The sequence below is a fragment of the Paucibacter sp. Y2R2-4 genome, from assembly GCF_025717535.1.
Classification (GTDB): domain Bacteria; phylum Pseudomonadota; class Gammaproteobacteria; order Burkholderiales; family Burkholderiaceae_C; genus Paucibacter_A.
In genome coordinates, this window is sequence record NZ_JAJIRO010000003.1 from 399270 (window position 1) to 421473 (window position 22204).

A 22204-nucleotide genomic window follows, 5' to 3' on the forward strand; every position below is an offset into this window, starting at 1 on the left:
CGCTCAGACCATGGGCTCGATGGTCACCGGCACCCGCTTGGCCAGCGCGCACATCAGCTCATAGCCGATGGTGCCGGCGGCCTTGGCCACTTCGTCGATGGGCAAAACCTGAGCCTTGGGGCCGCGGCCCCAGAGCGTGACTTCGCTGTCAAAGCTGGCGCTGGCGGGCAGGGCGGTCAAATCGACGGCCAACATATCCATGGACACCCGTCCGACGGTGGTGGTGCGCTGGCCGTCGACCAAGATCGGTGAGCCACTGGGCACATGGCGTGGGTAGCCGTCGGCATAACCGCAGGCGACGATGCCGATTCGCATGGCCTGGCTGGCGGTGAAACTGCTGCCGTAGCCCACGGTGTCGCCAGGCTGCAGATGCTGCACGCCAATGATCTTGGAGCGCAGCGTCATGCCGGGTCGCAGGTCCCAATGCTCGGGGCCATGTTCCGGGTAGTCGGGTACGCCGCCGTAAGTCATGATGCCGGCACGCACCCAGTCGCTGGCCACGCGCGCGGTGTGGCGCAGGGTGGCGGCGCTGTTGGAGACGGTGCGTTCGCCCGGCAGGTCGGCGCAGACCTGCTTGAAGATGTCGAGTTGGTGCTGGATGCCGTCTTTGCCGAAGCGCAAGGCATCGGCGTCCGAGAAATGCGTCATCAGCGAGATTTCGTCGACCTGGGGCAGGGCGTTCAGCCGGGTCCAGGCGGCGCGGAAGGCTTGCGGCGCAAAGCCGAGCCGGTTCATGCCGCTGTTCAACTTGAGGAAGACGCGGTGTGGCTCGTGCGTCTTGTGCATGGCCAACCAGTCGATCTGCTGCTCGCAATGCACGGCATGCCAGAGCTTCAGCCGCGAGCACAGCTCCAGGTCGCGGGTTTCGAAGCAGCCTTCCAGCAGCAGAATAGGGCCGCGCCAACCGAGCGCACGGATGCGTTGCGCTTCATCCAGGTCCAGCAGCGCAAAGCCATCGGCCGCGCGCAGGCCTTCGTAAACATTCTCAATCCCATGGCCATAGGCATTGGCCTTGACGACGGCCCAGACCTGCGCGTCCGGGGCGCAAGCGCGCGCGCGGGCCAGGTTATGGGCCAGATTAGGGACGTGGATCAGGGCTTCAATAGGACGTGGCATGGGGCGAATTGTGGCACTGCCTCGGGACACTGGCATGACTTCGGCCAGGCCCGCGCAAGCCCTGCATGCTATAAACCCGGCGCAGCGCTTGTTGTGAGCCCGGTCTCCAGCAGCCCCCGCATGGGTGCCGGCGCGAATCTCTCGCAGTATCGATTGGGTTCATGAAAAAAGGCTTTTCCACCATCATGTCAGCGCAGTTCTTCAGCTCGCTGGCTGATCAGGCTTTGCTGGTCGGAGCGATCGAACTGCTCAAGAGCACCGGCTCGCCGGCCTGGCAGATTCCCGCCTTGGGGCCGATGTTTGCGTTGTTTTACGTGGTGTTGGCGCCCTTTGTCGGCGCTTTTGCCGACGCTGTGCCCAAGGGCAAGGTCATGTTCTATTCGAACCTGATCAAGATTGCCGGTTGCTTGATGATGCTGTTCGGCACCCATCCGCTCTTGTCTTATGCCATCGTTGGCTTGGGCGCCGCGGCCTATTCGCCGGCCAAGTACGGCATCTTGACCGAGCTCTTGCCGCCCTCGCAATTGGTCAAGGCCAATGGTTGGATGGAAGGTTTGACGATTGCCTCCGTCGTCTTGGGCATCTTGCTCGGCGGCCAGTTGGTGGGGCCGCATCTGGCGCCAGCACTGCTGGGTCTGGAACTGCCCTTTATTGACACCGGTATCGACACCCCGCCCGAGGCGGCCATCGCCAGCATCGTTTTCCTGTACATCATTGCGGCGGTTTTCAATCTTTACATCCCGCGCACCGAAGCGCCGCTGCAGCCGCTGGGTCATGGCTTGGTCGGACTGGTGCGCGATTTTGCCGACTGCAATTCACGGCTGTGGAAAGACAAGCTGGGCCAAATCTCCTTGGCCACCACCACCTTGTTCTGGGGTGTGTCCGGCAATATGCGCATCATCGTCTTCCCCTGGGCGGCCGTGGCGCTGGGTTACACGACCACACAGGCCTCAAATCTGGCCGGCGTGGTGGCGATTGGCACCGTCGCTGGCGCGGTGATCGCCGCATCGGTCATGCGTCTGGACGCAGCCACCAAGGTCATTCCTCTGGGCATTGGCATCGGCATCTTGGTGACGGGCCTGAATTTGGTCACCAATGTTTGGTTGGCCGTGCCCTTCTTGGTGGTGTTGGGCCTGATTGGTGGCTTCTTGGTGGTGCCGATGAATGCCTTGCTGCAGCATCGCGGCCATAACCTGATGGGTGCCGGGCGCTCGATCGCGGTGCAGAACTTCAATGAGCAGGCCTGCATCTTGGGCCTGGGCGCGCTCTACACCGGCATGGCCAAGCTGGGCCTGTCCACCTTCACCGCCATCGGCATCTTCGGCATGATCGTGGCGCTGACCATGTACAGGGTCTACCGCTGGCACCAAAGCAATTTGAAGCACCATGGTGCTGAGGTGGCGCGGCTGGAAGCACTGGCACGCTGCGACGAGTGCCACTGAAACGAGCCTCTGAAGCGAAATCAATTCCTTCAATAGAAAACGGCGGGAGGCCAGCCAAGCCTCCCGCCGTTTTTTTAATGCCCATGTTGGCCGGGTTCAGCCTTTGCGACGGCCGTTGCTCGGTTCCACATGTTTGACGCCGTTCAGCACGTCTTCGATGTTCTCTGACCAAGCGCGTGCGATCTTGAAGCAGCCGCTGTGGTTCAGGTGGATCTCGTTGTGCCAGTCGCCGCTGCTGCCGCTGGAGCCTGGGGTGGCCGGAGCCAAGGGCACGGCCGTGGAGTCGAAGACATGCAGGCCGGGGAACTGCTCTTTGTCGGCTGCCATGCTCTTGAGCAGCAAGGCCAGGTGGAAGACCATCAGTCGGCTGACGGCCGCCCAATCGGCCGCGGGCAGGGCACAAGCCTTCAGCGCCGGGTAGAGCCAGGGGCCGGAAGCACCCAAACCGGCATCCTCGGCACCGGCGGGCCGCGGCATCGGCACGGCGTAGCAATGCATGAAGACCGGCTTGCCGGCCGAAGGCCCCTGGTCGCGCAGCGTCAGCAGGTGCCGAACATTGGTGCGCAGATAGTCGCTGTAAGTGGCCCAGCCGGGCTCGGAAAAATAGCGGGCCACGCCGGCAGACGGTGGGCCCCACTCGGTTTGGCGGCGCAGCAAGCGCAGGTGCAAAGGCACGTCTTGGCCGTCGGCGGTGTGTGCCGGGGTTTGCGCGGCCGCGATCAGGTCATTGCCGCCGACCGACAGCAGCACGCCGTCCCAGGTCGGCGCATCGTCGCTGCTGAGCAGGCGCACGAAGTCGGGGGCCGACTCCAAATCCACCATATGGCTGAGCGCTTCGCCCGAGCCGGCGCAATTGATGGCGCAAACGGGCTGCTTGAAAACCATTTCTTGCAGCAGATTGGCATGCGCATTCAGTTTCGCGGCTGCCGTTGAAAACCAGGAATCCCCTTGCGCCAGCAGACGCCAGCGGAAGTTGCTCAGGTCAGGTGCCGACGCGGACGCCAGGTCCCCCGGGGTGAAGCAGGCCAGATGATCCAAGAGAGACTCTCCCTTTTTTGCAAAAAGCGACAAGCGTTGCGGAAGCCATGCGAAAGCGCGCTGAGGAACTGCATTTGACGCGCCGCGCAAGCCTATCTCAAAAGTGCGACGCCAATGCCCGACTCGGCAGTTTTCACCATGCTATAAACCCTGGGCATTGTTGGCCGGCCCAGCACTCTTTGTCAGCGTCTTTTTGGGGTCAGGTGTTGCTAGCGACCAACCCAAGGCGACCCAGCCGCCTGTTCCTCTCCAGTCCACCTCCCCATGCCTGTTCTTGCTCTGATGTTCAACGCCCTGGTTTGGGGGCTGTCTTGGTGGCCGTTTCGGCAGTTTTCAGAGGCGGGTCTGCACCCTTTGTGGACCACGGTCACGCTCTACATCCTGTCCTTGCTGGTGATCAGCCTGAGTCAATGGCGCGCTTGGCGTGAGTTTCTGAGCACGCCAACGCTGTGGATGATCATGCTGGCGGCCGGCGTCACCAATACTGCTTTCAACTGGGGCGTGGCCCTCGGTGATGTGGTGCGCGTGGTCTTGCTGTTCTATCTGATGCCTTTGTGGGCGGTGCTGTTGGCGCGCCTGATCCTGGGCGAGCGGCTGACCGCCTTGGCCGGCTTGCGCATGGCCCTGGCCTTGGGCGGCGCGGCTTTTGTGTTGGCGCCCGAGGGCGGTGGCCTGCCTTGGCCGTCCAGCCTGGCTGACGGCTTGGGCCTTTTGGGCGGTTTTACCTTTGCCTTGAACAATGTGATGTTGCGCCGCGAGGCCCATCGCGGCGCGCATGCGCGAGCCCTGGCCATGTTCAGCGGCGGCGTGTTGGTGGCCGGGCTGTCGGCCAGCTTGATGGCAGGTGCTGGCTTGGTGAGCTGGCCCAGCCTGCCCGGACCGATCTGGTTGCTGCCCCTGGTCGGCATGGCGGTGCTGTTCTTCTTGTCGAATTTGTCCCTGCAATATGGCGCCGGCCGTTTGCCGGCCAATGTGACGGCCATCGTCATGTTGACCGAGGTGCCGGTGGCGGCCATCTCCGCGATCTGGCTGGGCGGCGGGCATTTGGATCTGAAAACCGGCGTGGGCGGGGCCTGCATCTTGGCTGCAGCGCTGCTGGCAACCCTGGAGCGGCACAAAAACGCTAGCGCCGCTACTATCGAAAGCTGATTTCAAACGATCACCAGGAGCATCCGATATGGCGAAGAGCGTGTATGACTTTCAAGCGGTGTCCATCCAGGGCCAGCCGGCCGACCTGGCCAGCCAGCGAGGCAAGGTCTTGCTGATCGTCAATACCGCCAGCGCCTGCGGCTTCACCCCGCAGTTCAAGGGCCTGGAGCAGCTGTGGAAAGACTATGCCGAGCAGGGCTTGGTGGTGGTGGGCTTTCCCAGCAATGAGTTCGGCGGACAAGATCCGGGCAGCAACGAAGAGATCTCCTCTTTTTGTGAGCTGAACTACGGCGTCAGCTTCCCGATGATGGCCAAGGTGCAGGTCAATGGCGCCGAGGCGCATCCCTTGTGGCAATGGCTGAAGGGCGAAGCGCCCGGCATCTTGGGCACCCAGGGCATCAAATGGAACTTCACCAAGTTTCTGGTCGGACGCGATGGCCAGGTGATCAAGCGTTATGCGCCCAATGATGAACCGCAGAAGCTGCGCGGAGATATCGAGGCAGCCTTGAAGGCAGCGGCGGCCTGAGCCGGTGATTCCGACCGCTGCCGCGCTTGCCGATTTGGCGGCTCGCTTCCGGCACTTTGCAGCCGTCGAGTGCACGCAGGATCCCCTCTATGTGGCGCTGTGCTTGGCCGTGGCCGACTCACCGGAGATGCTGGCGCTGTTGGCCGAAGCGCCCAAGACGCAGGCCCACCCCAATCTCTTGTTGGCAGCGCTGCATGAGCGCGTCTTGGCCGGGGTCGCGCATCCTTTGGCTTCTTACTACCCCAGCGTGGGCGGCCAGCGCATGCCGGATGCCGAACTGCCCGCTGTGCTCTTGGACTTCGCCCGCCGCGAGCGCGTGAGCTTGGTGGCGCATTTGCGCACGCGCAGCACGCAAACCAATGAGATCGGGCGCTGCGCGGTGCTGTGGCCGGCGCTGCAACACATCGCCGCGAGCACCGGCAAGCCGGAGTTGGCCTTGTTTGACTTTGGCAGCAGTGCCGGATTGAACTTGGGCGTGGATGACTATCGCTACCGCTACCTGAGGGCCAAGGGCTGCTTTGAAGCGGGCGCGCTCGCCGCAGCGCAGCGCCCCTTGATTGAATGCCAATGGCTGGGCTCGGCGCCACCGCTGTCAGTGGGCGACTGGCGTTTGGTCGAGCGCATTGGCGCGGACCCCGCCGCCATTGATGTTCAGGATGCGCATGCGCGGCGCTGGTTGGCCGCTTGTCTATGGCCGCATGACCGAGAGCGCGCGGCGCGCTTGCAGCAAGCGCTGGCCTTGGCGCAGCAACGGCCGCGCCGGGTGCTGCAAGCGGACGATTGCCTCGACGCTTTGGAGGACTGGCTGCATGAGCTGCCGAGCGGCCTGCAGCCCATTGTGTTCAACAGCTGGGTCTTGCATTACCTGGACCCTTCAGCACTGGCTCAGATGCGCCAACGCCTTGCCGCTTTGATGCAGCAAGGCGATCTGGTTTGGCTCAGCGCTGAGGCTCCGCAGCTGCGACCGGCCGGGCTTGAATTGCCCGACCTCGCCGAAGGTGCGACGGCCTCGACATTGTGGACCCTGCAGTGGGCCGAGTCGGGCGCGCTGCAGCAGCGTGCCCTGGCCTGGTCACACCCACATGGACGCTGGCTGCAGTGGCTGGCTTGACGCAGCCGGCCTGAGTGCTCAGCGGCTCAGCAGGGCGACGGTTTGCGCGCCGCTTGTATCGCTGGGCTCTTTGAACTGAACTTCAAAGGCGTAGAGCTGGTTAACGCCGCTACCGTCCGAGCAGCTCAAATGGCGCATGGCTTTGAGGATGGGCTGACGGTAACTTTCCGGGCCACCCCGGGTTGCGATGGAATTCACAAGATCGCCTTGCAGACGGAACTGAACATTGACCAGACCGGTTTCACCCTGTCGACTCCAGACTGGGGTGAGCGCTGCCTTCATGGCCCTCTCAATGCCGGGGCAGGCGCTGGCGACATTCAGCTTGGCGATGTCCGGGTTGGATTGCCCCGCAACTTCCACGCGATTCATGGTCACGGGTGACTCGGCGTGGGCGGCGCCCATGCTCAAAGTCATGGGCAAAAGGGCGGCAATAGCGAGCTTGGAAAAAGACGTGCGGTTCATGAGTTACTCCTAGTGTTCATCGGGCCAAGATGCAACCGCTTCCGCTCCCTTTGTTTGGCGTGAAACAGTGCTGATCTGGGTTCAGAATAGGAGTCGCCGTCGCTCGAACCAAGCCTCAGAAGACCAACGTCGGTTTTTGTGCGATGAGAAGCTGGAATCAGCGACGAACTGCGGAAAGACCTTAAGGGTTTGCACCCGAGTCTTGAGCAGGAATGGCCTTCAGGCCAGCGTGTAGGCGGCGCGCGGCCCTTCGCGGCCGAGTGCGTCCAGTGCCGAAACGACCATGACTTCCAGCTCAGGCGCAGCGATCAAGAGCTCGCTGCCGCTGCTGAACACCCAGCCGGAGCCGGCATAGCGCAGCCAGACGGCATAGCGTTGCAGTCCGACTTTGCCTTCAGAAGGCTTGCCAAGCTGCAAGGCATAACTTTCGACATAGGCGGTGCGGCTCAGCTGCACCAAGGGGAGCACCTCTGAGGCTTGCGCAGCGCCGGTACCCAGCCAGGGCGTCGCGGGCACCAAGGCCGGCGTCGCATAAGGCCCGGCCTGCAAGGCCTCGCTGATGCCGCGCCGGTTCTGCTTCAAGGCCACCATGCTGAAGTGCAGATGACCGATGCTGGGCTTGCGTGGGCGCAGCTCGCGGCTCAGCGCAATCTGGTTCAGGATTTCTTCACTGGGCCAGCTGTCCGGCTTGTCGGTGATCTTGCTGGTGAACAGGCCCGGCCAGATGTGGCGTTGCAGCGGGTTCTGGGCCTGCCAATAGTCACGCAGCACTTCAAAGGCTTGGGCTTTTTGCGCAATTGGCCAGTACAGCTGAGGCGCCAGATAGTCCAACCAGCCTTCGGCCAGCCAACGCTCTACGTCGGCATACAGCTTGTCGTACTGGCTGAAGCCGGCAATGCCGGGCGGGCGCAAGCTCGGCTTGCCCAGGCCGAAAGGGCTGATGCCAAAGCGCACGCTCGGCTTGGTGGCGCGGATCAATTGAGACATGCGCTGCACCAATTGATCGACGTTCTGGCGCCGCCAATCGTGGCGCTTGAGCAGGCCGCCGGCTTGCACATAACGTTGCCACGCAGGCTCATCGGGGAAGTCGAGCTCCTGCTTGCTCTGCGGGTCTTGCACCGGGTAGGGGTAGAAGTAGTCGTCGATGTGCACCGCATCGATGTCATAGCGCTGCAGTACATCTTGAATGACGGCCAGCGTGTGATCGGCTGCGGCCGGCTCGCCAGGGTCGATCCAGAGCTGGTCCCCGTAACGCTTCACCCATTGCGGCTGGCTGCGGCTGAGATGGCGGGCGTCGGTGTTCGAGGCGGCATGGCTTTGCCGTGCCCGGAAGGGGTTGAACCAGGCATGCAGCTCCAGCCCACGGCGATGCGCCTCTTCCACCCAGAAGCTCAGCGGGTCGTAAAAAGGCTCCGGCGCCTGGCCCTGCTTGCCGCTCAGGTATTCGCTCCAGGGCTCCAGCGTCGAGGTGTAGAGCGCATCGGCGCTGGTGCGCACCTGCAGGACGATGGCATTGAGCTTGAGGGCGGCCGCTTGGTCCAGCAGAGCGAGGGCTTCGGCTTGCTGCGCGGCGCTGCTCAGGCCTTTGCGGCTGGGCCAGTCGATATTGGCGACGGTGGCCACCCAGGCGGCGCGGAATTCGCGGGGGGCCGGTGGGGCCGAGTCAGCCAACTCAGGTGCGGGTTTGAGTCGCAGCAAATCACCCGGCTCGCCGCTCCTGGGCTTGAGTGTTTGGGTGGCGTTGCTGCACGCGGCCAGCCCCAAGAGGCTGCCGCTGCTGCCGATCAAGAAACGCCGCCGCGCCGAGCTCATGCCGGATCTTCCTTCTTGCCGAACTCGGCCGGCACGCGAATCAAGGCCGTCATCGCCAGCGAAGGCAGCGTGGCCACGAGCACCCAAGCGAAGAACAGGGTGTAGCCCAGTTGCTGCTGCAGCCAGCCGCTCCACATACCCGGCACCATCATGCCCAGGGCCATGAAGCCGGTGCAGATGGCGTAGTGCGCCGTCTTGTGCGGGCCATCGGCCACCAAAATCATGTACATCAAATAGGCGGTGAAGCCCAGGCCGTAGCCGAACTGCTCGACCGCCAGGCCGGCACTGATCAAGGCCAGATGGCCCGGCATGGTCAGGGCCAGCAGCAAGAAGATGACGTTCGGCACATGCATGGCCAAGACCAAAGGCCAGAGCGCCCGTTTGAGGCCGACGCGCGAGATGATCCAGCCGCCCAAGAGTCCGCCCAGCGTCAGCGCGATCAGGCCCACCGTGCCATAAGCAATGCCCACCTGTTTGGTGCTCAGGGCCAGGCCGCCTTGTTCGGCGCTGTCGAGCAAAAAGGGCGTGGCCAGTTTCAGCAACTGCGCTTCTGGAAAACGGTAGAGCAGCAAGAAGCCGATGCTGATGCTGATGCCCGGCTTGCGGAAGAACTCGGCGAAGACGCGCAAGAACTCAGTCATCAGCCCGCCCGCCGCACGTCGGCCCGCGCCGGGGGTATCGGCTGTCGGGCGTGGCAGCAGGGCCAAATGGAAGCAGCCCAGCAAGACAAAGGCGGCGGCCATCAGCCCGAAGACCAAGGACCAAGCGGTTTGCACGCTGCCGCTGCGTTCTTGCAGTTCACCGGCCAGATAGACCAGGCCGCCTTGGCCGCCAATATTGGCCAAACGATAAAAGGTGGAGCGCACGCCGACAAAAGCCGCCTGGCTGCGCTGCGGTAAGGCCAGCAAATAGAAGCCATCGGCCGCGATGTCATGCGAGGCCGAGGCAAAAGCCATCAGCCAAAACACCGCCAGCGTCATCTGAAAAGCCTTGGGGCCGGGAATGGTCAGCGCCACCAGGGCCAGGGCCGCGCCGATCAAGAACTGCAGGGCCCAAATCCAAGCGCGCTTGGTGTGGAACAGCTCGACCAGTGGCGACCACAGCGGCTTGATCACCCAGGGCAGATAGAGCCAGCTGGTGTAGAGCGCGATATCGGTATTCGACAGCCCCAGGTTCTTGTACATGATGACCGACAGCGTCATCACCACCACATAGGGCAGGCCTTGCGCAAAGTAGAGCGAGGGCACCCAGGCCCAAGGGTTGCGGCTGAGGGAAGAAGAGGAGTCGGACATGCGCAGGCGGTGGCTAGGAGCGTAAGACGGATGGAACCGAAGTGGCGGCGAGGGCCGTGCGACTGTAGCGCGCCGCTTGCTTGAAAATTTTTTGCATGGCCTTGTAAGTTTGCGCGTGCTGGCGGCGACTGAAGTGAGCAGGTCCATGGGTCTATCGGTTCATCGATCAGATGGCCGGATCTGCAGCAGTCACACCGTGGCTGTGAACTCAAACGATTCATCACCTTTTCAGGAGCATTCCATGCAAGCAACTTTCAAGACCGGCCTGAGCATCGCCGCCGCAGCCGCCGCCCTGTTCGCCACCACCGGCATCGCCACCGTGGCCCATGCGCAAGACGGCATGGTCAAGTGCAGCGGCACCAACAGCTGCAAAGGCACGTCGGAGTGCAAGACCGCCAAGAGCGAGTGCAAGGGCCACAACAGCTGCAAGGGCCAGGGCTGGGTCAGTGCCAAGACGGCCGCCGAGTGCACCAAGGCCGGCGGCAAGGTGGAGAAGTAAAAAAAGCTCAGCGGCCCGGGAGGGTTGGCAAGGTTCAGACTTGCCGACCCTCCGAGCCCCTTGTATTCAAAGCAGACTAGGGAGACTCCCGTGCCCACCCGTTCTTTGCAAGGCTTTGGACTCGGACTCAGAACCGAGCACTATGCGGATATTGCCGATCCTCTCGCGCCTTTGCCGGCCGCATTGCGTCCGGATTGGCTGGAGGTGATCTCTGAAAACTATCTGGTGGCCGGCGGCAAGCCCTTGCAGCATCTGCTGCGCATTCGCCGCGATTACCCCATGGTCATGCATGGGGTTTCGATGTCGATCGGCAGCACCGATTCTTTGAACCTTGCCTATCTGCACGAGCTGAAGGATTTGGCCGACCGGGTGGAGCCGGCCTGGGTCTCCGACCATTTGTGTTGGACCGGGGTGGATCACCGCAATCTGCACGATCTCTTGCCCATGCCCTATACCGCGGCGGCCTTGCAGCATCTGCTGCCGCGCATCGATCAGGTGCAAACGCTCTTACAGCGGCCGCTGGTTTTGGAGAACGTGTCCAGCTATGTTCGCTTTGCTGCTGATGAAATGAGCGAAGCCGAGTTCGTGGTCGAACTGCTGCGCCGCAGCGGTTGTTACCTGCTGCTGGATGTCAACAACGTCTACGTTTCCAGTCGCAACCACGGCTTCGACGCGCGCGACTACATCGACCGCTTGCCGCCAGAACAGATTGTGCAAATCCATCTGGCCGGCCATGAGGATCGGGGGGACTGCCTGGTCGACACGCATGATCACCCGGTCAGCGATGCGGTCTGGCAGCTCTATTGCTACACCTTGATGCGCATCGGCGCGCGGCCGACCATGATCGAGCGAGATGACAAGATCCCGCCTTTGCTTGATTTGCTACAAGAGCTGGATCAAGCCCGGCGGCTGACCCAGACGGTTTGCGGCAAGACCCCAAACCTGGCACGCGCCTCTCGACCCCTACGCCCTCTGCTTCCCTCACAAAGGCCGGGTCAGCCCCTGGCCCTGCAGCCATGAGCGCCATGCCGGGCCTGGATCTGCTGCGCCAGCAGCAACAAGACTTGCAAGCTTTGATCCTGGGCCAGCCGTCTGCGCGTCGAGAGCGCCTGCTGGCGGGCGGCGCGCCATCCGTCTATCAAGAAGCTTATGGCGCGAGGCTGCTTTCTGCTTTGCGTGACAACTACGCCGTGCTGCATCTGGCCATGGGCGCTGAGGCCTTCGATGCGCTGGGAAGCGCCTATCTGGCCGCACATCCTTCAAACCAGCCGTCTATCCGCTGGTTTGGCGATCAATTGGCGGCTTACATGAGCGGGCCTTTTGCTGAGCGCTTGCCGCATCCGGCCTTGGTGGACTTGGCGCGCATGGACTGGGCTTTGCGTGCGGCCTTTGACGGGCCCGACGCGGCGCCGATGACCCGGTCTCAGTTGGCCGCGCTCGCGCCGCAAGCCTGGGCCGCTTTGCAACTGCGGCTGCAGCCCACCGCACAAGTATTGAGCCTGGACTGGACGGTTGAACCCACTTACTTGGCTTTGAGTCGCAGTGAGATCGAGGGCCAGGGCGAAGCCCCCGAGCCGCAAGCCCTGAAACACGCCTTGTTGGTCTGGCGCGAGGGCGATGAAACCCGCTGGCGCTCGCTGGAGGCTTGGGAGGCCGAACTGCTGGTGGCCACGCATGCAAACAGCAGTTTTGCAGACTTGGGTGAGCTGGCGGCCCAGACCTTTGGCGCAGAGGCCGCAGCCGGCCAACTGGTGCAGGCCCTGCAGACCTGGGTGGCGCAGGGCTTGCTCGCAGAGCCAGAGCTCAGTGCTGCGTAGAACTCAGAGCCGCGCGTCGTAACTGGCTTTGTGTGTGGCGCTGCGCAAAGACTGGATCCAGCCCGAGCGATTCATGCCCGAGGCGGTGGTGCCGGTGATGCGGTGCGTCCAGTTGAAGGTCAGATCGCAGCTTTGCACCAGCGAGCTGTTGGGGCTGTTCGGGTTGTAATTCTTGCTGGCGTTGTTCAGCGCCAGATCCAGGTCCAGGGTGCTGATGCGGTAGCTGTTGCCATCGATGGTGTTGCCCAGAAACAGGTCATTGCTGTCGAAGCTGGTGCCGTCCGCTCGTTTGCAAAGCGCCGATACCAAGACCCCCATGCCGCTGCTCGCGGGCTGGCTCATTTGCACCTTGAAGGCGCCGGTGGACCGAGCGATCACAGGCACGCCGCTGGGCGAGACCACGCTGAAAGGCTTTTGCATCGTGATGCTGCTGGTATAGACCTCGCCGCCACGATGAAAATTGACGAACACGCTGGGCTGCTCGGTGGCATCAGCCAGTTTGCCTACATAGGTGATGCCCTTGCCGGTGTCGTCCGTCATGTCGACGCGCAGTGCGCCGATGCCGGCGGAGAGGCGGTCACTGCCGCTGCGGTAGACCACCGAGAAGGGGTTGTCCCCAAAACCCAGCCGCGATTCGATGCGCACCTGGCTCCCCTCTTGGGTGACTTTGTATTCGGGGCGAATGTCTTCAATGCGCAGCGTGTCCGACTGCTTGCAATTGCTGATGGCGCAGCCGGCGCTGTCAACGAAGTCGTTGATTTGATCTTGCAAGCCGCCGCCGCCACAGGCGCTGAGCATCAGGCTGCCGAGCAGGCTGAGGCCCAGGGCATGGGTTCGCAGTGTGGTCGATCGGGTCTGGCCGGTGGCGGGCAGTGCGCATGTCGGAGTCTTGTCGGTTGCGTCCATGTTGGGTTCTCCCTGTGGATAAGGCGGCGGGCGGGTGAGGACCTGAGCGCCAGGAATCGTGTCCCTTGTTATCAGCGCCGCCGCAGTGTCTCCGTTTGCAGGCTTTGTCTGTGCTGTGCTGCCGCGAGTGTTGAAAGCTGCGCCTCGGCGGCTCATCTGGCGCTACCTTTCTAGGGGTCAGTCCCCGCTTTCTGTGACATATTTCTCGGGCATCATGGCGTGCCGTCGCGCCGTTAGAGGACGGCCGGACGGTTTGACACATCTAGAGAGGAAAAATAATGAAAGCATTTGGCGCCGAGTTTCTGGGCACGTTTTGGTTGGTCCTGGGCGGCTGTGGCAGTGCCGTGTTGGCGGCTGCCTTCCCTGAGTTGGGCATTGGTTTCACCGGCGTGTCGCTGGCCTTCGGCTTGACCGTGCTGACCATGGCTTATGCCGTGGGTCATATCTCGGGCGGGCATTTCAACCCGGCCGTGTCGGTGGGTCTGTTCGTCGGCGGTCGTTTCCCGGCGTCCAAGCTGCTGCCCTATATCGTGGCTCAAGTGCTGGGTGGTCTGGCTGCCGGTGGCGTGCTCTACCTGATTGCCAGCGGCAAGGCCGGTTTTGATCTGGCCGGCGGCTTCGCTTCCAACGGCTTTGGCGAGCATTCGCCGGGCAAGTTCTCCATGCAGTCCGCGCTGATCATTGAAGTGGTGCTCACCGCCTTCTTCCTGATCGTCATTCTGGGCTCGACCGACAAGCGCGCGCCGGCCGGCTTTGCGCCCATCGCCATCGGCCTGTGCCTGACGCTGATTCACCTGATCAGCATCCCCGTCACCAACACCTCGGTCAACCCGGCCCGCAGCACGGCCGTGGCCTTGTATGTGGGTGGTTGGGCTGTTGAGCAGTTGTGGCTGTTCTGGGTTGCGCCCATCGTCGGCGCCATCATCGGTGCGCTGGCCTACAAGTTTGTGGGCAGCAGCGAGCGCTGAACCCTCGACGGACTGAAGGGGCCGCTGCGTCGGCCCCTCACCTGGAGAAGCCGGCCTAGCGCCGGTTTTTTTGCGCTTTGGCTCGGGGTTTGCGGTGTTAGATTGACCGAACCCTTGTCGGCCGTCCTTGTCCGCCAGGGCTGGAGATCACCCATCATGTTTTTCGACCTGCCGGATTTGTTAGGCCCCTACTTGCTGCCGCTGTTGATTGCGGTGCCGCTGGCCATTGTGGTGTTCATCATCAGCACCCGCCGTGGTGATGATCGCGATGTAGGCGCTGCACCTCCTGTGCCCAGCCGCCCAGCACTTCCAAAAGCTCAGGACCTTCCAGCCGTGCCGGTGGCTCCAGCTCAGGCGCCAGCGCCATTCGCCAATGAATCGGCTCCCGCTGTTCCCGCTGCCACCCAAGCCGAACCTGCAAAGCCTGCTCCTGCCGTGCTGCTGGTGGACGACTCCGCCGTGGCCCGCGCCAAGCTGGGCAAGTTGTTTGAAGGTGCCGGCTACCGCGTCACCCTGGCCAAGGACGGGCTGGAAGCGCTGGATCGTTTGGCCGAACAGCATTTCTCCGTCATGGTGACCGACCTGGAAATGCCCAATAAAGACGGCTTCGAGCTGATTGCCGATGTGCAAGGCAGCATGGCTACCGAAGACTTGCCCATCATCGCCATCACCGGCCATGACGAAATGCAAGCGCGCGTGCATCAGGTGCAAGGCCTCTACGGCATCTTCAAAAAGCCCTGGAACGACCGCGAGTTGCTCAAGCGTGTGGAGACGCTCTCCAACTTGAGGCCGGCTGCGCGGCAGTAAACCATTACTGCGACGGACGCTTCGCCGTAGCTCTGCACGCGTCCTTTCGCTCCTCATCGATGGCGGCCACACCGCCAAGCTCTGGTACAAGCTCGAAGCTTGCGCGCAACATTGCGCAGAAGTGCGCGAGGCCAGCCATTCCCGCTCGATGCAAAGTCACATCTCGACTGAGCCGGCGGGCGTCACCGGAGACATCGTTTGAAGATTGAGACCACCCTGTCGGCGACCGAGGAGGAGCGAGCGCTTCTCAGTGAAGGCATCGTTCGCTTCAATCATGAAGTGGTGCCCGATCTTGAACCCGAGAGCGCCGAGGTCCGCTTCTTCGTTCTCGCACGCAATGACGCCGATGCGCTCGTCGGAGGCATCCGCGCCATCTGCTTCTGGAACGCCCTGCACATCGAGCTGCTGTGGCTGTCGCCCGAATGCCGCGGCACCGGACTGGGCTCCGAATTGCTCAAGGCCGCGGAAGCCAAGGCCAAATCGCTCGGCATGGGCCTCGCCCTGGTCATGACCACCAGCTGGCAAGCCAAACCCTTTTACGAGAAACACGGCTACGTGCTGCTCTCCACCATCGAGGATCTGCCCAAGGGGCATTCATCGCACCATCTTCAGAAGCGGCTGTAGGGGCACCGGGCCTTTGTTCTGGGGTTAGAGCCATGCACGGAAAAGCCAATCGCTTGAAAGGATTGTTGCTCCTGCTGATGGTGATGCTGCCCATTGGTTACTTTGTTTTTTCTGAAGACCCCAAGGTCGAAGGACCCGAAGAGGCCGTTCTTGAGGCAGCAGAGATTTTGCGAGTGCATGCACTCGCTTCGGCCTCGGTCGATTGGCCAGCGGCGATCGATCGAGCGCTCAGCCTTGTCAAAGAGTCTGGCCGTCGCAAAGGCCTTGACCAGGCCTTGAGGGGACTTGTCTACGAAGTCCAGGACGGACACTCTTTCTACATGCCGCCGGATCAGGCGAAGGCGTTTCAGGCGGGGCCGCAAGAGCCAGGAGCGCCCTCTGCGCTGTTTCACATGGCCTCGAGCCCAGCTCCTGTCCCTGTCGTGCAGGTTCATGGCTTTTTGTCGATGAACCCGTTGGTTTCTGTGCAGGCGGCAGAGCGGCTCGATCAGGCACTCAAATTCGCCCGCAAAGAATTCTCTTGCGGCCTTGTCGTCGATCTGTCTAACAACGGGGGCGGCAATATGTGGCCCATGCTTTGGGGCCTGAACGCTGTCCTTCCGTCGACACCGCTGGGCTATTTTGTGTATGGCAATGGGGAGCGGCAGCCCATTTCGTCGGCGTGGCCCGATCCTGGCATCAAGGCCGAGAAGCAAGACGCCAAAGCCATTGCAGTGCTTGTCAGTGGACGCACCGCCAGTTCGGGAGAGTTTGTCGCCGCCTCATTTCTGGCGCATCCCAATGCGCGGCTCTTTGGCGAACCCACCGCAGGCCTCACGACGGGCAATCAGGTGTTTCCGCTGAAGAGCGGCGGTCTGCTGGCCGTGGCAACGACGAGGCTGCTGACTGCTGACGGGACGCTGGTCAAGGGCGCGCTTGTGCCGTCGGTTCGAGCCGGGCCCCATGAAGCGCTTCGCTTGGCGACGGCTTGGGTGCAGAAGGAATGCAAGGGCAGTGCAGACCCAAGCCTTCTATCAAGCGGAGCGCCGAGGACTGTCCACTAGACCTGGTCTTGCGGTACTCGGCACACCGACGCAGGCCTGTGGCGGCCTGCATTTCCTCGCTCACTCCGCCAAATGGCACACCGCCTCGATATTATTGCCCTCGGGGTCGATGACGAAGGCGCCGTAGTAGTTGGGGTGGTAGTCGGGGCGCAGACCCGGAGCGCCGTTGTCGCGTCCGCCGGCGGCCAGGGCGGCTTGGTAGAAGGCGTCGACCTGGGCGCGGCTTTGAGCGCGCCAGGCCAGATGGCAGCCGGTGGTGGCAGGGGGACCGCCGTAGGGCGAGGGGCCATCGATGAACCAGACATCGGCTTTCTTGCCGTCGGGCTCTGCAGCGTCAGGGAAAGCAAATCCGACGATATTGGAACCATAGTGGCCATCAAAGGCGAGGCTGTAGCCCAGCGGCGCAAGGGCCGCGCTGTAGAAGGCTTTGGCGCGGGCGATGTCCGTCACGCGGAAGGTCATGTGGTCGAGCATGATGATGAAGCCAGGAGCGAGTCCTGTTTGGCTTGAAGTGTTGCGGGCAGGATAACTGTATATTTATACAGTTATCGGCGCAAGTGGCCTAACGTTTCAAGTCCTTGGACTTGGGTTCTAGTTTCAATGAAATTGGGCGGTCCACACCGCTCTAGCCCCCAACTCAAGGCTCGGCGAGGAAAAAACGTTCAATGCGCTGGTCCGGCAAGATCCACAGCAAAGCCACGCCAAAGTAGATCGCCAGCGAGAGGCGCGGGTCCAAGAAGGTGAGCAAAATGGCTGCGAAGTAAAGGGCTGGCGAGGCCTTGCCCTTCCAATCGCTGCCAACGGCGCGCTTGAGCAGAGAGTCAGCGCCTTGCGAGGCAATGATGGCCTGTTGCAGCAGCCAGTAGGAGAGGGCGGAGATCAGCAGCACCACGCCATAGAGCGCCGAGGGCGTGGCAGCAAAGTGGTTCTCGCCCATCCAACCGGTGGCAAAGGGCAAGAGCGATAACCAAAAAAGCAGGTTCAGATTCGCCCACAAGATGCGGCTGGTCACCTGCTTGCAGGTGTGCAGCATGTGGTGGTGATTGTTCCAATAAATGCCCACATACAAAAAGCTCAACACATAGCTGAGGAACACCGGCAGCAGAGCCATCAGCGCGCTGGGAGAGGCGTCATGCGGCACCTTCAACTCCAGCACCATGATGGTGATGATGATGGCCAGCACGCCGTCGCTGAAGGCTTCGAGTCGGGTCTTTCCCATGGTGTGTGTTTCTAGGATTGAGGTCGAAAGGGGAGGGGGCTGGAGCGCCGCCCCGCGCAGTTTGCCACCGCCTTGCCGGCAATGCGGGCCTGCCGTCCGGGCCGGGTAAACCGCCTAACCCTGGCCCAGGCCTCGCCCCCGATAATTCCGTCAACTGAGAACATGGATGGTGCAGCAGCTACGCACCAGGCACGCGATGAAACTTCCTAATTTGTTGGGCACAAAGAATGGCCGCTTGTCGGCCTTTTTCTTTTTGTACATGACCGAGGGCATACCGCTCGGTTTTGCCGCTATTGCGGTGGCCACCCAACTGCGCCGCATGGGCGTGGGGCCGGCCGAGATTGGCGCCTTCGTGGCGGCCTTTTATCTGCCCTGGGCTTTCAAATGGGCGTTTGGTCCGCTGGTGGACGTGTTCCGCTCGCAGCGCTTTGGCCATCGGCGTGCCTGGATCATTGGCACCCAGCTGATGATGGCCGCCACCTTGGCGGTGCTGATCTTCCTCAAACTGCCCGAGCAACTGGCTTTGTTCACCGCCATTCTCTTGGTGCACAACAGCTTTGCGGCGATTCAAGACGTGGCGATTGACTCCCTGGCTTGCAATGTCTTGCATGAGAACGAGCGGGGCCTCGCCAATGGTTTGATGTTTGCTGGCGCGGCCATCGGCCAGGCGGTGGGCGGCAGCGGGGTTTTGTTCTTGATCCCTTATCTGGGCTTCCAGTCCAGCTTCATCTTTGTGGCTTTGTGCATCTTGGCGGTCACCGGTCTGGTGGTGTTGCCGATGAAGGAGGCCTTGGTTCAAGCCAGCGCCGAGACGGTCCAAAAAGCCGGTTCGGGCTTGCGTCAAGCCGGGGCCGAAATGCGTGACTTCGCCGTGGCCGCCTTTCGTTCTTTCCTGGGCACGCGTGGCGCTTTTGTCGGCGTCTTCTTTGCCTTGCTGCCCGCGGGGGCCATGTCTTTGAGTCTGGCCTTGCAATCCAATCTCTCGGTGGAACTGGGCCTGAACGACGATCAGGTGGCCTGGCTGCAACTGGCCTCCACGGTCTCCAGCGCGGTGGCCATGGTGATCGGTGGCATCTTGTCGGACCACTTTGGGCGCCGCCGCGTCTTGACGATCTTTATCGCTTTGATGATTGTGCCGGTGCTCTATCTGATGGTGGAGCTTCTAAAAGCTGGCTACGTGATGCCGCGCCAGCCCGGCAGCGGTGGGCCGGCGGTGCCGCAGGCCCTGGTGACGGCGCTCTGGCTGGCCACCATCAGCTTCAATATCTTCATGGGCTTGATGTACGGCGTGCGCTCGGCCCTATTCATGGATGTGACCAACCCCCGCGTGGCCGCCACCCAGTTCACTGCTTATATGGCCTTGATGAATGTGGCGATTGCCTACACCGCCACCTGGCAGGGCCTGGCCATCGAAGCCTGGGGTTATCCGGTCACGCTGGCGGTGGATGCGGTGTTCGGCTTGGTCGGCCTGGCTTTGTTGCCCTGGATGAAAAAGCCCGCCAGCGAAGCCGAACAAATTGGCGATGCGCATGCCGCTGGCCGCGCCAGCCGCAGCGCCTTGGGCCTGGGGATTCTCTGTTTGGCCTGGCTGCCCTTTTGGACCTGGCGCGCCGAAACTGGCTCGGCTGAGGCTATCTTCAACACCTTCTTCACCCTGGTCTTTGTGGTGGCGGCGCTCTTCATGCTGGCTGGCCGTGAGGTCTTGGGCGCGCAAGCAGGGGCTGCGCTGCGCCGCGCTTGCCTGTGGTTGGCGCCCTTGTTGTTGGCGCTGTACTTGCGCAAGTATTTGGACGTTTTGGGCGCTTGGGCGACGCCGGCCTTGCACGGCCTGGCTCAAGGTTTGATCTATGCGGTGCCCATGGCGGCGGGCGCGGTCTTGCTGCTGCTGGCCCGTCGCAACTGGGGCGCTTTGTCGGAGACATCTGCAAGATGAGCAAGCCATCGAAAGTGAAGAAGTGGGCGCTGCGAAGCGGCGTGGTCTTGTTGGTGAGCGCCGGCGTGCTGGCGGCAGCGGTGACTTGGCATTTGCGCTCCTTGCGCCCGCTGCGTTCGGGGGACTTGCCGCTGCAAGGCCTGCAAGCCGCCGTGTCGGTGCGTTATGACGAATGGGGCGTGCCGCATATCGAGGCGCAGAACGAGGCCGACCTCTATCGCGCGCTGGGTTATGTGCATGCGCAAGACCGCTTGTTCCAGATGGAGATGCTGCGGCGCTTGTCGCGCGGCGAGCTGGCGGCAATCTTGGGCCCAAAGCTGGTGGAGACCGACCGGCTGTTCCGCACCCTGGGCATTCGCGCCCATGCCGATGCCTATGTGGCCCGCGAGTTCGCCGCTGCAGACACCCCCGCCAAGCAGGCCCTGCTGGCTTATCTGGATGGCGTCAACCAATACCAGGCCACGCGCCCGGCGCCACTGGAGTTTGAGATTCTGGGCATCCCCAAGCGGCCCTTCACGCCAGCTGACACCGTCAGCATTGGCGGTTACCTGGCTTATAGCTTTGCAGCCGGTTTTCGCACCGAGCCGGCGTTGACGCAGATTCGCGACCAACTCGGCCCCACCTATCTGAAGATCTTTGATGAAGCCTGGCGGCCCGATGGCGTGCTGCGCCAAAACCTGCGCCCCGGTGATTGGCAAGACCTGGGCCGCCTGGCCCAGCTGAGCCACAGCGCGCTGGAGCTGGCGGGCCAGCCACTCTTCGAAGGCAGCAATGCCTGGGCCGTCTCGGGCGCGCGCACCGCCAGCGGCAAGCCGCTGTTGGCCGGCGATCCGCACATTCAATTCGCCACGCCCGCCGTTTGGTATGAGGCGCATCTGAAAGCGCCGGGCTTTGAGCTCTATGGCCATCACCAGGCCCTCAATCCGCTGGCGCTGCTCGGCCATAACCAGCAATTCGCCTGGAGCTTGACCATGTTCCAGAACGACGACGTCGATCTGGTGGCGGAGAAGCTGAACCCGGCCAATCCGAACGAAGTCTGGCGCAAGACCGCCAGCGGTGGCGAATGGGTGGCGCTGCAAAGCCGCGAGGAGACGATCGAGGTCAAGGGTGCCGCGCAGTTGTCGCTGAAGCTGCGCCGCTCGCCCCATGGCCCCATCATCAACGACGCCTTAGCCGGCGCGGTGGGCGAGACGCCAATAGCCCTTTGGTGGGGTTTCTTGGAAACCGAGAACCCGGTGCTGGAGGCTTTTTACGCGCTCAACCGGGCCGATACGCTGTCGTCCGCGCGCAAGGCGGTGAGCCAGATCCACGCTCCGGGCCTGAATGTGGTCTGGGCCAATGCGGCCGGCGATATTGGTTGGTGGGCCGCAGCTAAATTGCCGATTCGCCCGAAGGGAGTGAACCCCAACCTGATTCTGGACGGCGCCAGCGGCGAGGCCGAAAAACTCGGCTGGCTGCCTTTTGAGAAGAACCCGCAGGAAGAAAACCCCGCACGTGGCTATATCTTGTCGGCCAACCATCAGCCGGCCGCAGCGGAGCCGGTGCCGGGTTACTACAACCTTTGGGACCGGGCCGAGCGGCTCGACTCGTTGCTACGCGACCCATCCATCAAATGGGCGCCGGCCAACACCCGTGCGCTGCAGCTCGATGTGCAAAACGGCTACAGCGCCCGGGTGCTCAAGCCTTTGCTGCCGCTGCTGCAGGCCGCGGCCAAGAGCGAGGAAGATCGCACCCTGATCGCTGAGCTGGCCGCCTGGAGTGGTGCCTACAGCAGCGAGGCCCGCGCGCCGGTCTTGTTCCAGCAGTTCTTGTTTGAACTGACCCGTCTGGCCCTGCAAGACGAAGTGGGCGAGAAGACCTTCAACAATCTGCGCCTGACCCGTGCCCTCGACCACGCGCTGCCGCGCCTGATGGCCGACCCGAGCTCGCCCTGGTGGGACAAGCGCGGCACCCCCGAGGTGGAAACGCAGGCGCAGCTGGTGGCTGAGGCCTGGGGCCTGACGCTCGCCCACTTGCGCACAGCGCTGGGCAGCGACAGCAAGCAATGGCGCTGGGGTTTCGCCCACACCGTCACTCACGGCCACCCGCTGGGTCTGCAAAAGCCGCTGGACAAGATCTTCAATGTCGGCCCCTTCGCGGCGCCCGGAAGCCATGAGACGCCTAACAATATGGCTGCACGCATAGGCCCAGCGCCCTGGGCGGTGGTCTACGGGCCCTCGACCCGCCGCATCATCGACCTGGCCGCGCCCGCCAAAGGCCTGGGCATCAATCCGGTCGGGCAGAGTGGTGTTTACGGCGACCCGCATTACGCCGATCAGGCGCTGATGCATGCGGCCGGCCAGTACCGTCAGCAATACTTGGCGGCCGAGGATGTGCAGGCCCACACCCGTAGCACCTTGACCCTCAAGCCGGCGGCCGCCAAATAGGCCGAGGACGCCGT

The 22204-nt window shown here is 62.7% G+C and carries 21 protein-coding genes; 13 read left to right on the forward strand and 8 right to left on the reverse strand.

Annotated elements, in window-relative coordinates:
- Nucleotides 1-3: 3 nt before the first annotated feature.
- Nucleotides 4-1116 carry an alanine racemase gene (alr, locus tag LNV06_RS13090; protein ID WP_263538734.1) on the reverse strand — a complete coding sequence of 371 codons (1113 nt, stop codon included), beginning with the start codon at nucleotides 1114-1116 and terminating at the stop codon, nucleotides 4-6.
- 161 nt (nucleotides 1117-1277) lie between these two features.
- On the opposite strand from alr, the gene lplT reads away from it, so the two are divergent.
- Nucleotides 1278-2558: a lysophospholipid transporter LplT gene (gene lplT / locus LNV06_RS13095; protein WP_263538735.1), complete on the forward strand. Its 1281-nt coding sequence runs from the start codon at nucleotides 1278-1280 to the stop codon at nucleotides 2556-2558.
- A gap of 96 nt (nucleotides 2559-2654) precedes the next feature.
- On the opposite strand, the gene LNV06_RS13100 is transcribed toward lplT, so the two are convergent.
- A complete protein-coding gene (locus LNV06_RS13100) occupies nucleotides 2655-3596 on the reverse strand; it encodes a hypothetical protein (RefSeq protein WP_263538736.1) in 942 nt (313 codons plus the stop codon).
- 264 nt (nucleotides 3597-3860) lie between these two features.
- Here LNV06_RS13100 and LNV06_RS13105 point away from each other — a divergent pair, with 264 nt between their 5' ends.
- The 3 genes from LNV06_RS13105 to LNV06_RS13115 are packed head-to-tail and all read left to right on the forward strand — an operon-like array spanning nucleotide 3861 to nucleotide 6382.
- The gene (locus LNV06_RS13105; RefSeq protein ID WP_263538737.1) at nucleotides 3861-4745 is read left to right on the forward strand and encodes a DMT family transporter; all 885 of its coding nucleotides are present in this window, start codon (nucleotides 3861-3863) and stop codon (nucleotides 4743-4745) included.
- Between the two features lie 28 nt (nucleotides 4746-4773).
- On the forward strand, nucleotides 4774-5271 hold the full coding sequence (locus tag LNV06_RS13110; protein ID WP_263538738.1) for a glutathione peroxidase: 498 nt from the start codon (nucleotides 4774-4776) through the stop codon (nucleotides 5269-5271).
- 4 nt (nucleotides 5272-5275) lie between these two features.
- On the forward strand, nucleotides 5276-6382 hold the full coding sequence (locus LNV06_RS13115; protein WP_263538739.1) for a DUF2332 domain-containing protein: 1107 nt from the start codon (nucleotides 5276-5278) through the stop codon (nucleotides 6380-6382).
- A gap of 18 nt (nucleotides 6383-6400) precedes the next feature.
- Here the strand turns inward: LNV06_RS13115 and LNV06_RS13120 are convergent, their stop codons facing one another.
- The 3 genes from LNV06_RS13120 to LNV06_RS13130 all read right to left on the reverse strand — a co-directional run bounded on the left by LNV06_RS13120 (nucleotide 6401) and on the right by LNV06_RS13130 (nucleotide 9948).
- On the reverse strand, nucleotides 6401-6844 hold the full coding sequence (locus LNV06_RS13120) for a hypothetical protein (RefSeq protein WP_263538740.1): 444 nt from the start codon (nucleotides 6842-6844) through the stop codon (nucleotides 6401-6403).
- A gap of 219 nt (nucleotides 6845-7063) precedes the next feature.
- Entirely contained in the window at nucleotides 7064-8656 is a 1593-nt protein-coding gene (locus tag LNV06_RS13125; protein WP_263538741.1) for a glycoside hydrolase family 10-like protein, read from the reverse strand.
- Nucleotides 8653-9948, reverse strand: a complete 1296-nt coding sequence (locus LNV06_RS13130) for an MFS transporter (protein ID WP_263538742.1) — start codon at nucleotides 9946-9948, stop codon at nucleotides 8653-8655. The genes LNV06_RS13125 and LNV06_RS13130 overlap by 4 nt, the downstream gene beginning before the upstream one ends.
- A gap of 241 nt (nucleotides 9949-10189) precedes the next feature.
- Between LNV06_RS13130 and bufA2 the strand changes: the two genes are divergently transcribed.
- The 3 genes from bufA2 (at nucleotide 10190) to LNV06_RS13145 (ending at nucleotide 12264) form a co-directional block, all read left to right on the forward strand.
- Nucleotides 10190-10447, forward strand: a complete 258-nt coding sequence (gene bufA2 / locus LNV06_RS13135; protein ID WP_263538743.1) for a BufA2 family periplasmic bufferin-type metallophore — start codon at nucleotides 10190-10192, stop codon at nucleotides 10445-10447.
- A 90-nt stretch (nucleotides 10448-10537) separates the two neighbouring features.
- Nucleotides 10538-11467, forward strand: a complete 930-nt coding sequence (bufB, locus tag LNV06_RS13140; RefSeq protein WP_263538744.1) for an MNIO family bufferin maturase — start codon at nucleotides 10538-10540, stop codon at nucleotides 11465-11467.
- Nucleotides 11464-12264, forward strand: a complete 801-nt coding sequence (locus tag LNV06_RS13145) for an HvfC/BufC N-terminal domain-containing protein (RefSeq protein WP_263538745.1) — start codon at nucleotides 11464-11466, stop codon at nucleotides 12262-12264. The genes bufB and LNV06_RS13145 overlap by 4 nt, the downstream gene beginning before the upstream one ends.
- A gap of 3 nt (nucleotides 12265-12267) precedes the next feature.
- On the opposite strand, the gene LNV06_RS13150 is transcribed toward LNV06_RS13145, so the two are convergent.
- A complete protein-coding gene (locus tag LNV06_RS13150; RefSeq protein WP_263538746.1) occupies nucleotides 12268-13170 on the reverse strand; it encodes a hypothetical protein in 903 nt (300 codons plus the stop codon).
- Nucleotides 13171-13448: 278 nt separating this feature from the next.
- On the opposite strand from LNV06_RS13150, the gene aqpZ reads away from it, so the two are divergent.
- The 4 genes from aqpZ (at nucleotide 13449) to LNV06_RS13170 (ending at nucleotide 16612) form a co-directional block, all read left to right on the forward strand.
- On the forward strand, nucleotides 13449-14138 hold the full coding sequence (gene aqpZ / locus LNV06_RS13155) for an aquaporin Z (RefSeq protein WP_263538747.1): 690 nt from the start codon (nucleotides 13449-13451) through the stop codon (nucleotides 14136-14138).
- Between the two features lie 156 nt (nucleotides 14139-14294).
- Nucleotides 14295-14945, forward strand: a complete 651-nt coding sequence (locus LNV06_RS13160; RefSeq protein WP_263538748.1) for a response regulator — start codon at nucleotides 14295-14297, stop codon at nucleotides 14943-14945.
- Nucleotides 14946-15143: 198 nt separating this feature from the next.
- Nucleotides 15144-15569: a GNAT family N-acetyltransferase gene (locus LNV06_RS13165; RefSeq protein WP_263538749.1), complete on the forward strand. Its 426-nt coding sequence runs from the start codon at nucleotides 15144-15146 to the stop codon at nucleotides 15567-15569.
- Between the two features lie 32 nt (nucleotides 15570-15601).
- Complete coding sequence (locus LNV06_RS13170) at nucleotides 15602-16612, forward strand: S41 family peptidase (protein ID WP_263538750.1); 1011 nt, start codon at nucleotides 15602-15604, stop codon at nucleotides 16610-16612.
- A gap of 60 nt (nucleotides 16613-16672) precedes the next feature.
- Here the strand turns inward: LNV06_RS13170 and LNV06_RS13175 are convergent, their stop codons facing one another.
- Entirely contained in the window at nucleotides 16673-17086 is a 414-nt protein-coding gene (locus tag LNV06_RS13175; protein WP_263538751.1) for a VOC family protein, read from the reverse strand.
- A gap of 163 nt (nucleotides 17087-17249) precedes the next feature.
- Nucleotides 17250-17831 carry a TMEM175 family protein gene (locus tag LNV06_RS13180; protein ID WP_263538752.1) on the reverse strand — a complete coding sequence of 194 codons (582 nt, stop codon included), beginning with the start codon at nucleotides 17829-17831 and terminating at the stop codon, nucleotides 17250-17252.
- Nucleotides 17832-18027: 196 nt separating this feature from the next.
- On the opposite strand from LNV06_RS13180, the gene LNV06_RS13185 reads away from it, so the two are divergent.
- The gene (locus LNV06_RS13185; RefSeq protein ID WP_263538753.1) at nucleotides 18028-19764 is read left to right on the forward strand and encodes an MFS transporter; all 1737 of its coding nucleotides are present in this window, start codon (nucleotides 18028-18030) and stop codon (nucleotides 19762-19764) included.
- On the forward strand, nucleotides 19761-22190 hold the full coding sequence (locus tag LNV06_RS13190; RefSeq protein ID WP_263538754.1) for a penicillin acylase family protein: 2430 nt from the start codon (nucleotides 19761-19763) through the stop codon (nucleotides 22188-22190). The genes LNV06_RS13185 and LNV06_RS13190 overlap by 4 nt, the downstream gene beginning before the upstream one ends.
- Nucleotides 22191-22204: the final 14 nt, after the last annotated feature.

What these genes read in the sequence shown, in the direction of transcription:
- alr (WP_263538734.1), bottom strand. Translation starts at nt 1,116, where the DNA reads ATGCCACGTCCTATTGAAGCCCTGATCCACGTCCCTAATCTGGCCCAT.
- lplT (WP_263538735.1), top strand. Translation starts at nt 1,278, where the DNA reads ATGAAAAAAGGCTTTTCCACCATCATGTCAGCGCAGTTCTTCAGCTCG.
- LNV06_RS13105 (WP_263538737.1), top strand. Translation starts at nt 3,861, where the DNA reads ATGCCTGTTCTTGCTCTGATGTTCAACGCCCTGGTTTGGGGGCTGTCT.
- LNV06_RS13110 (WP_263538738.1), top strand. Translation starts at nt 4,774, where the DNA reads ATGGCGAAGAGCGTGTATGACTTTCAAGCGGTGTCCATCCAGGGCCAG.
- LNV06_RS13120 (WP_263538740.1), bottom strand. Translation starts at nt 6,844, where the DNA reads ATGAACCGCACGTCTTTTTCCAAGCTCGCTATTGCCGCCCTTTTGCCC.
- LNV06_RS13125 (WP_263538741.1), bottom strand. Translation starts at nt 8,656, where the DNA reads ATGAGCTCGGCGCGGCGGCGTTTCTTGATCGGCAGCAGCGGCAGCCTC.
- LNV06_RS13130 (WP_263538742.1), bottom strand. Translation starts at nt 9,948, where the DNA reads ATGTCCGACTCCTCTTCTTCCCTCAGCCGCAACCCTTGGGCCTGGGTG.
- bufA2 (WP_263538743.1), top strand. Translation starts at nt 10,190, where the DNA reads ATGCAAGCAACTTTCAAGACCGGCCTGAGCATCGCCGCCGCAGCCGCC.
- LNV06_RS13145 (WP_263538745.1), top strand. Translation starts at nt 11,464, where the DNA reads ATGAGCGCCATGCCGGGCCTGGATCTGCTGCGCCAGCAGCAACAAGAC.
- LNV06_RS13150 (WP_263538746.1), bottom strand. Translation starts at nt 13,170, where the DNA reads ATGGACGCAACCGACAAGACTCCGACATGCGCACTGCCCGCCACCGGC.
- aqpZ (WP_263538747.1), top strand. Translation starts at nt 13,449, where the DNA reads ATGAAAGCATTTGGCGCCGAGTTTCTGGGCACGTTTTGGTTGGTCCTG.
- LNV06_RS13160 (WP_263538748.1), top strand. Translation starts at nt 14,295, where the DNA reads ATGTTTTTCGACCTGCCGGATTTGTTAGGCCCCTACTTGCTGCCGCTG.
- LNV06_RS13170 (WP_263538750.1), top strand. Translation starts at nt 15,602, where the DNA reads ATGCACGGAAAAGCCAATCGCTTGAAAGGATTGTTGCTCCTGCTGATG.
- LNV06_RS13175 (WP_263538751.1), bottom strand. Translation starts at nt 17,086, where the DNA reads ATGCTCGACCACATGACCTTCCGCGTGACGGACATCGCCCGCGCCAAA.
- LNV06_RS13180 (WP_263538752.1), bottom strand. Translation starts at nt 17,831, where the DNA reads ATGGGAAAGACCCGACTCGAAGCCTTCAGCGACGGCGTGCTGGCCATC.
- LNV06_RS13185 (WP_263538753.1), top strand. Translation starts at nt 18,028, where the DNA reads ATGAAACTTCCTAATTTGTTGGGCACAAAGAATGGCCGCTTGTCGGCC.
- LNV06_RS13190 (WP_263538754.1), top strand. Translation starts at nt 19,761, where the DNA reads ATGAGCAAGCCATCGAAAGTGAAGAAGTGGGCGCTGCGAAGCGGCGTG.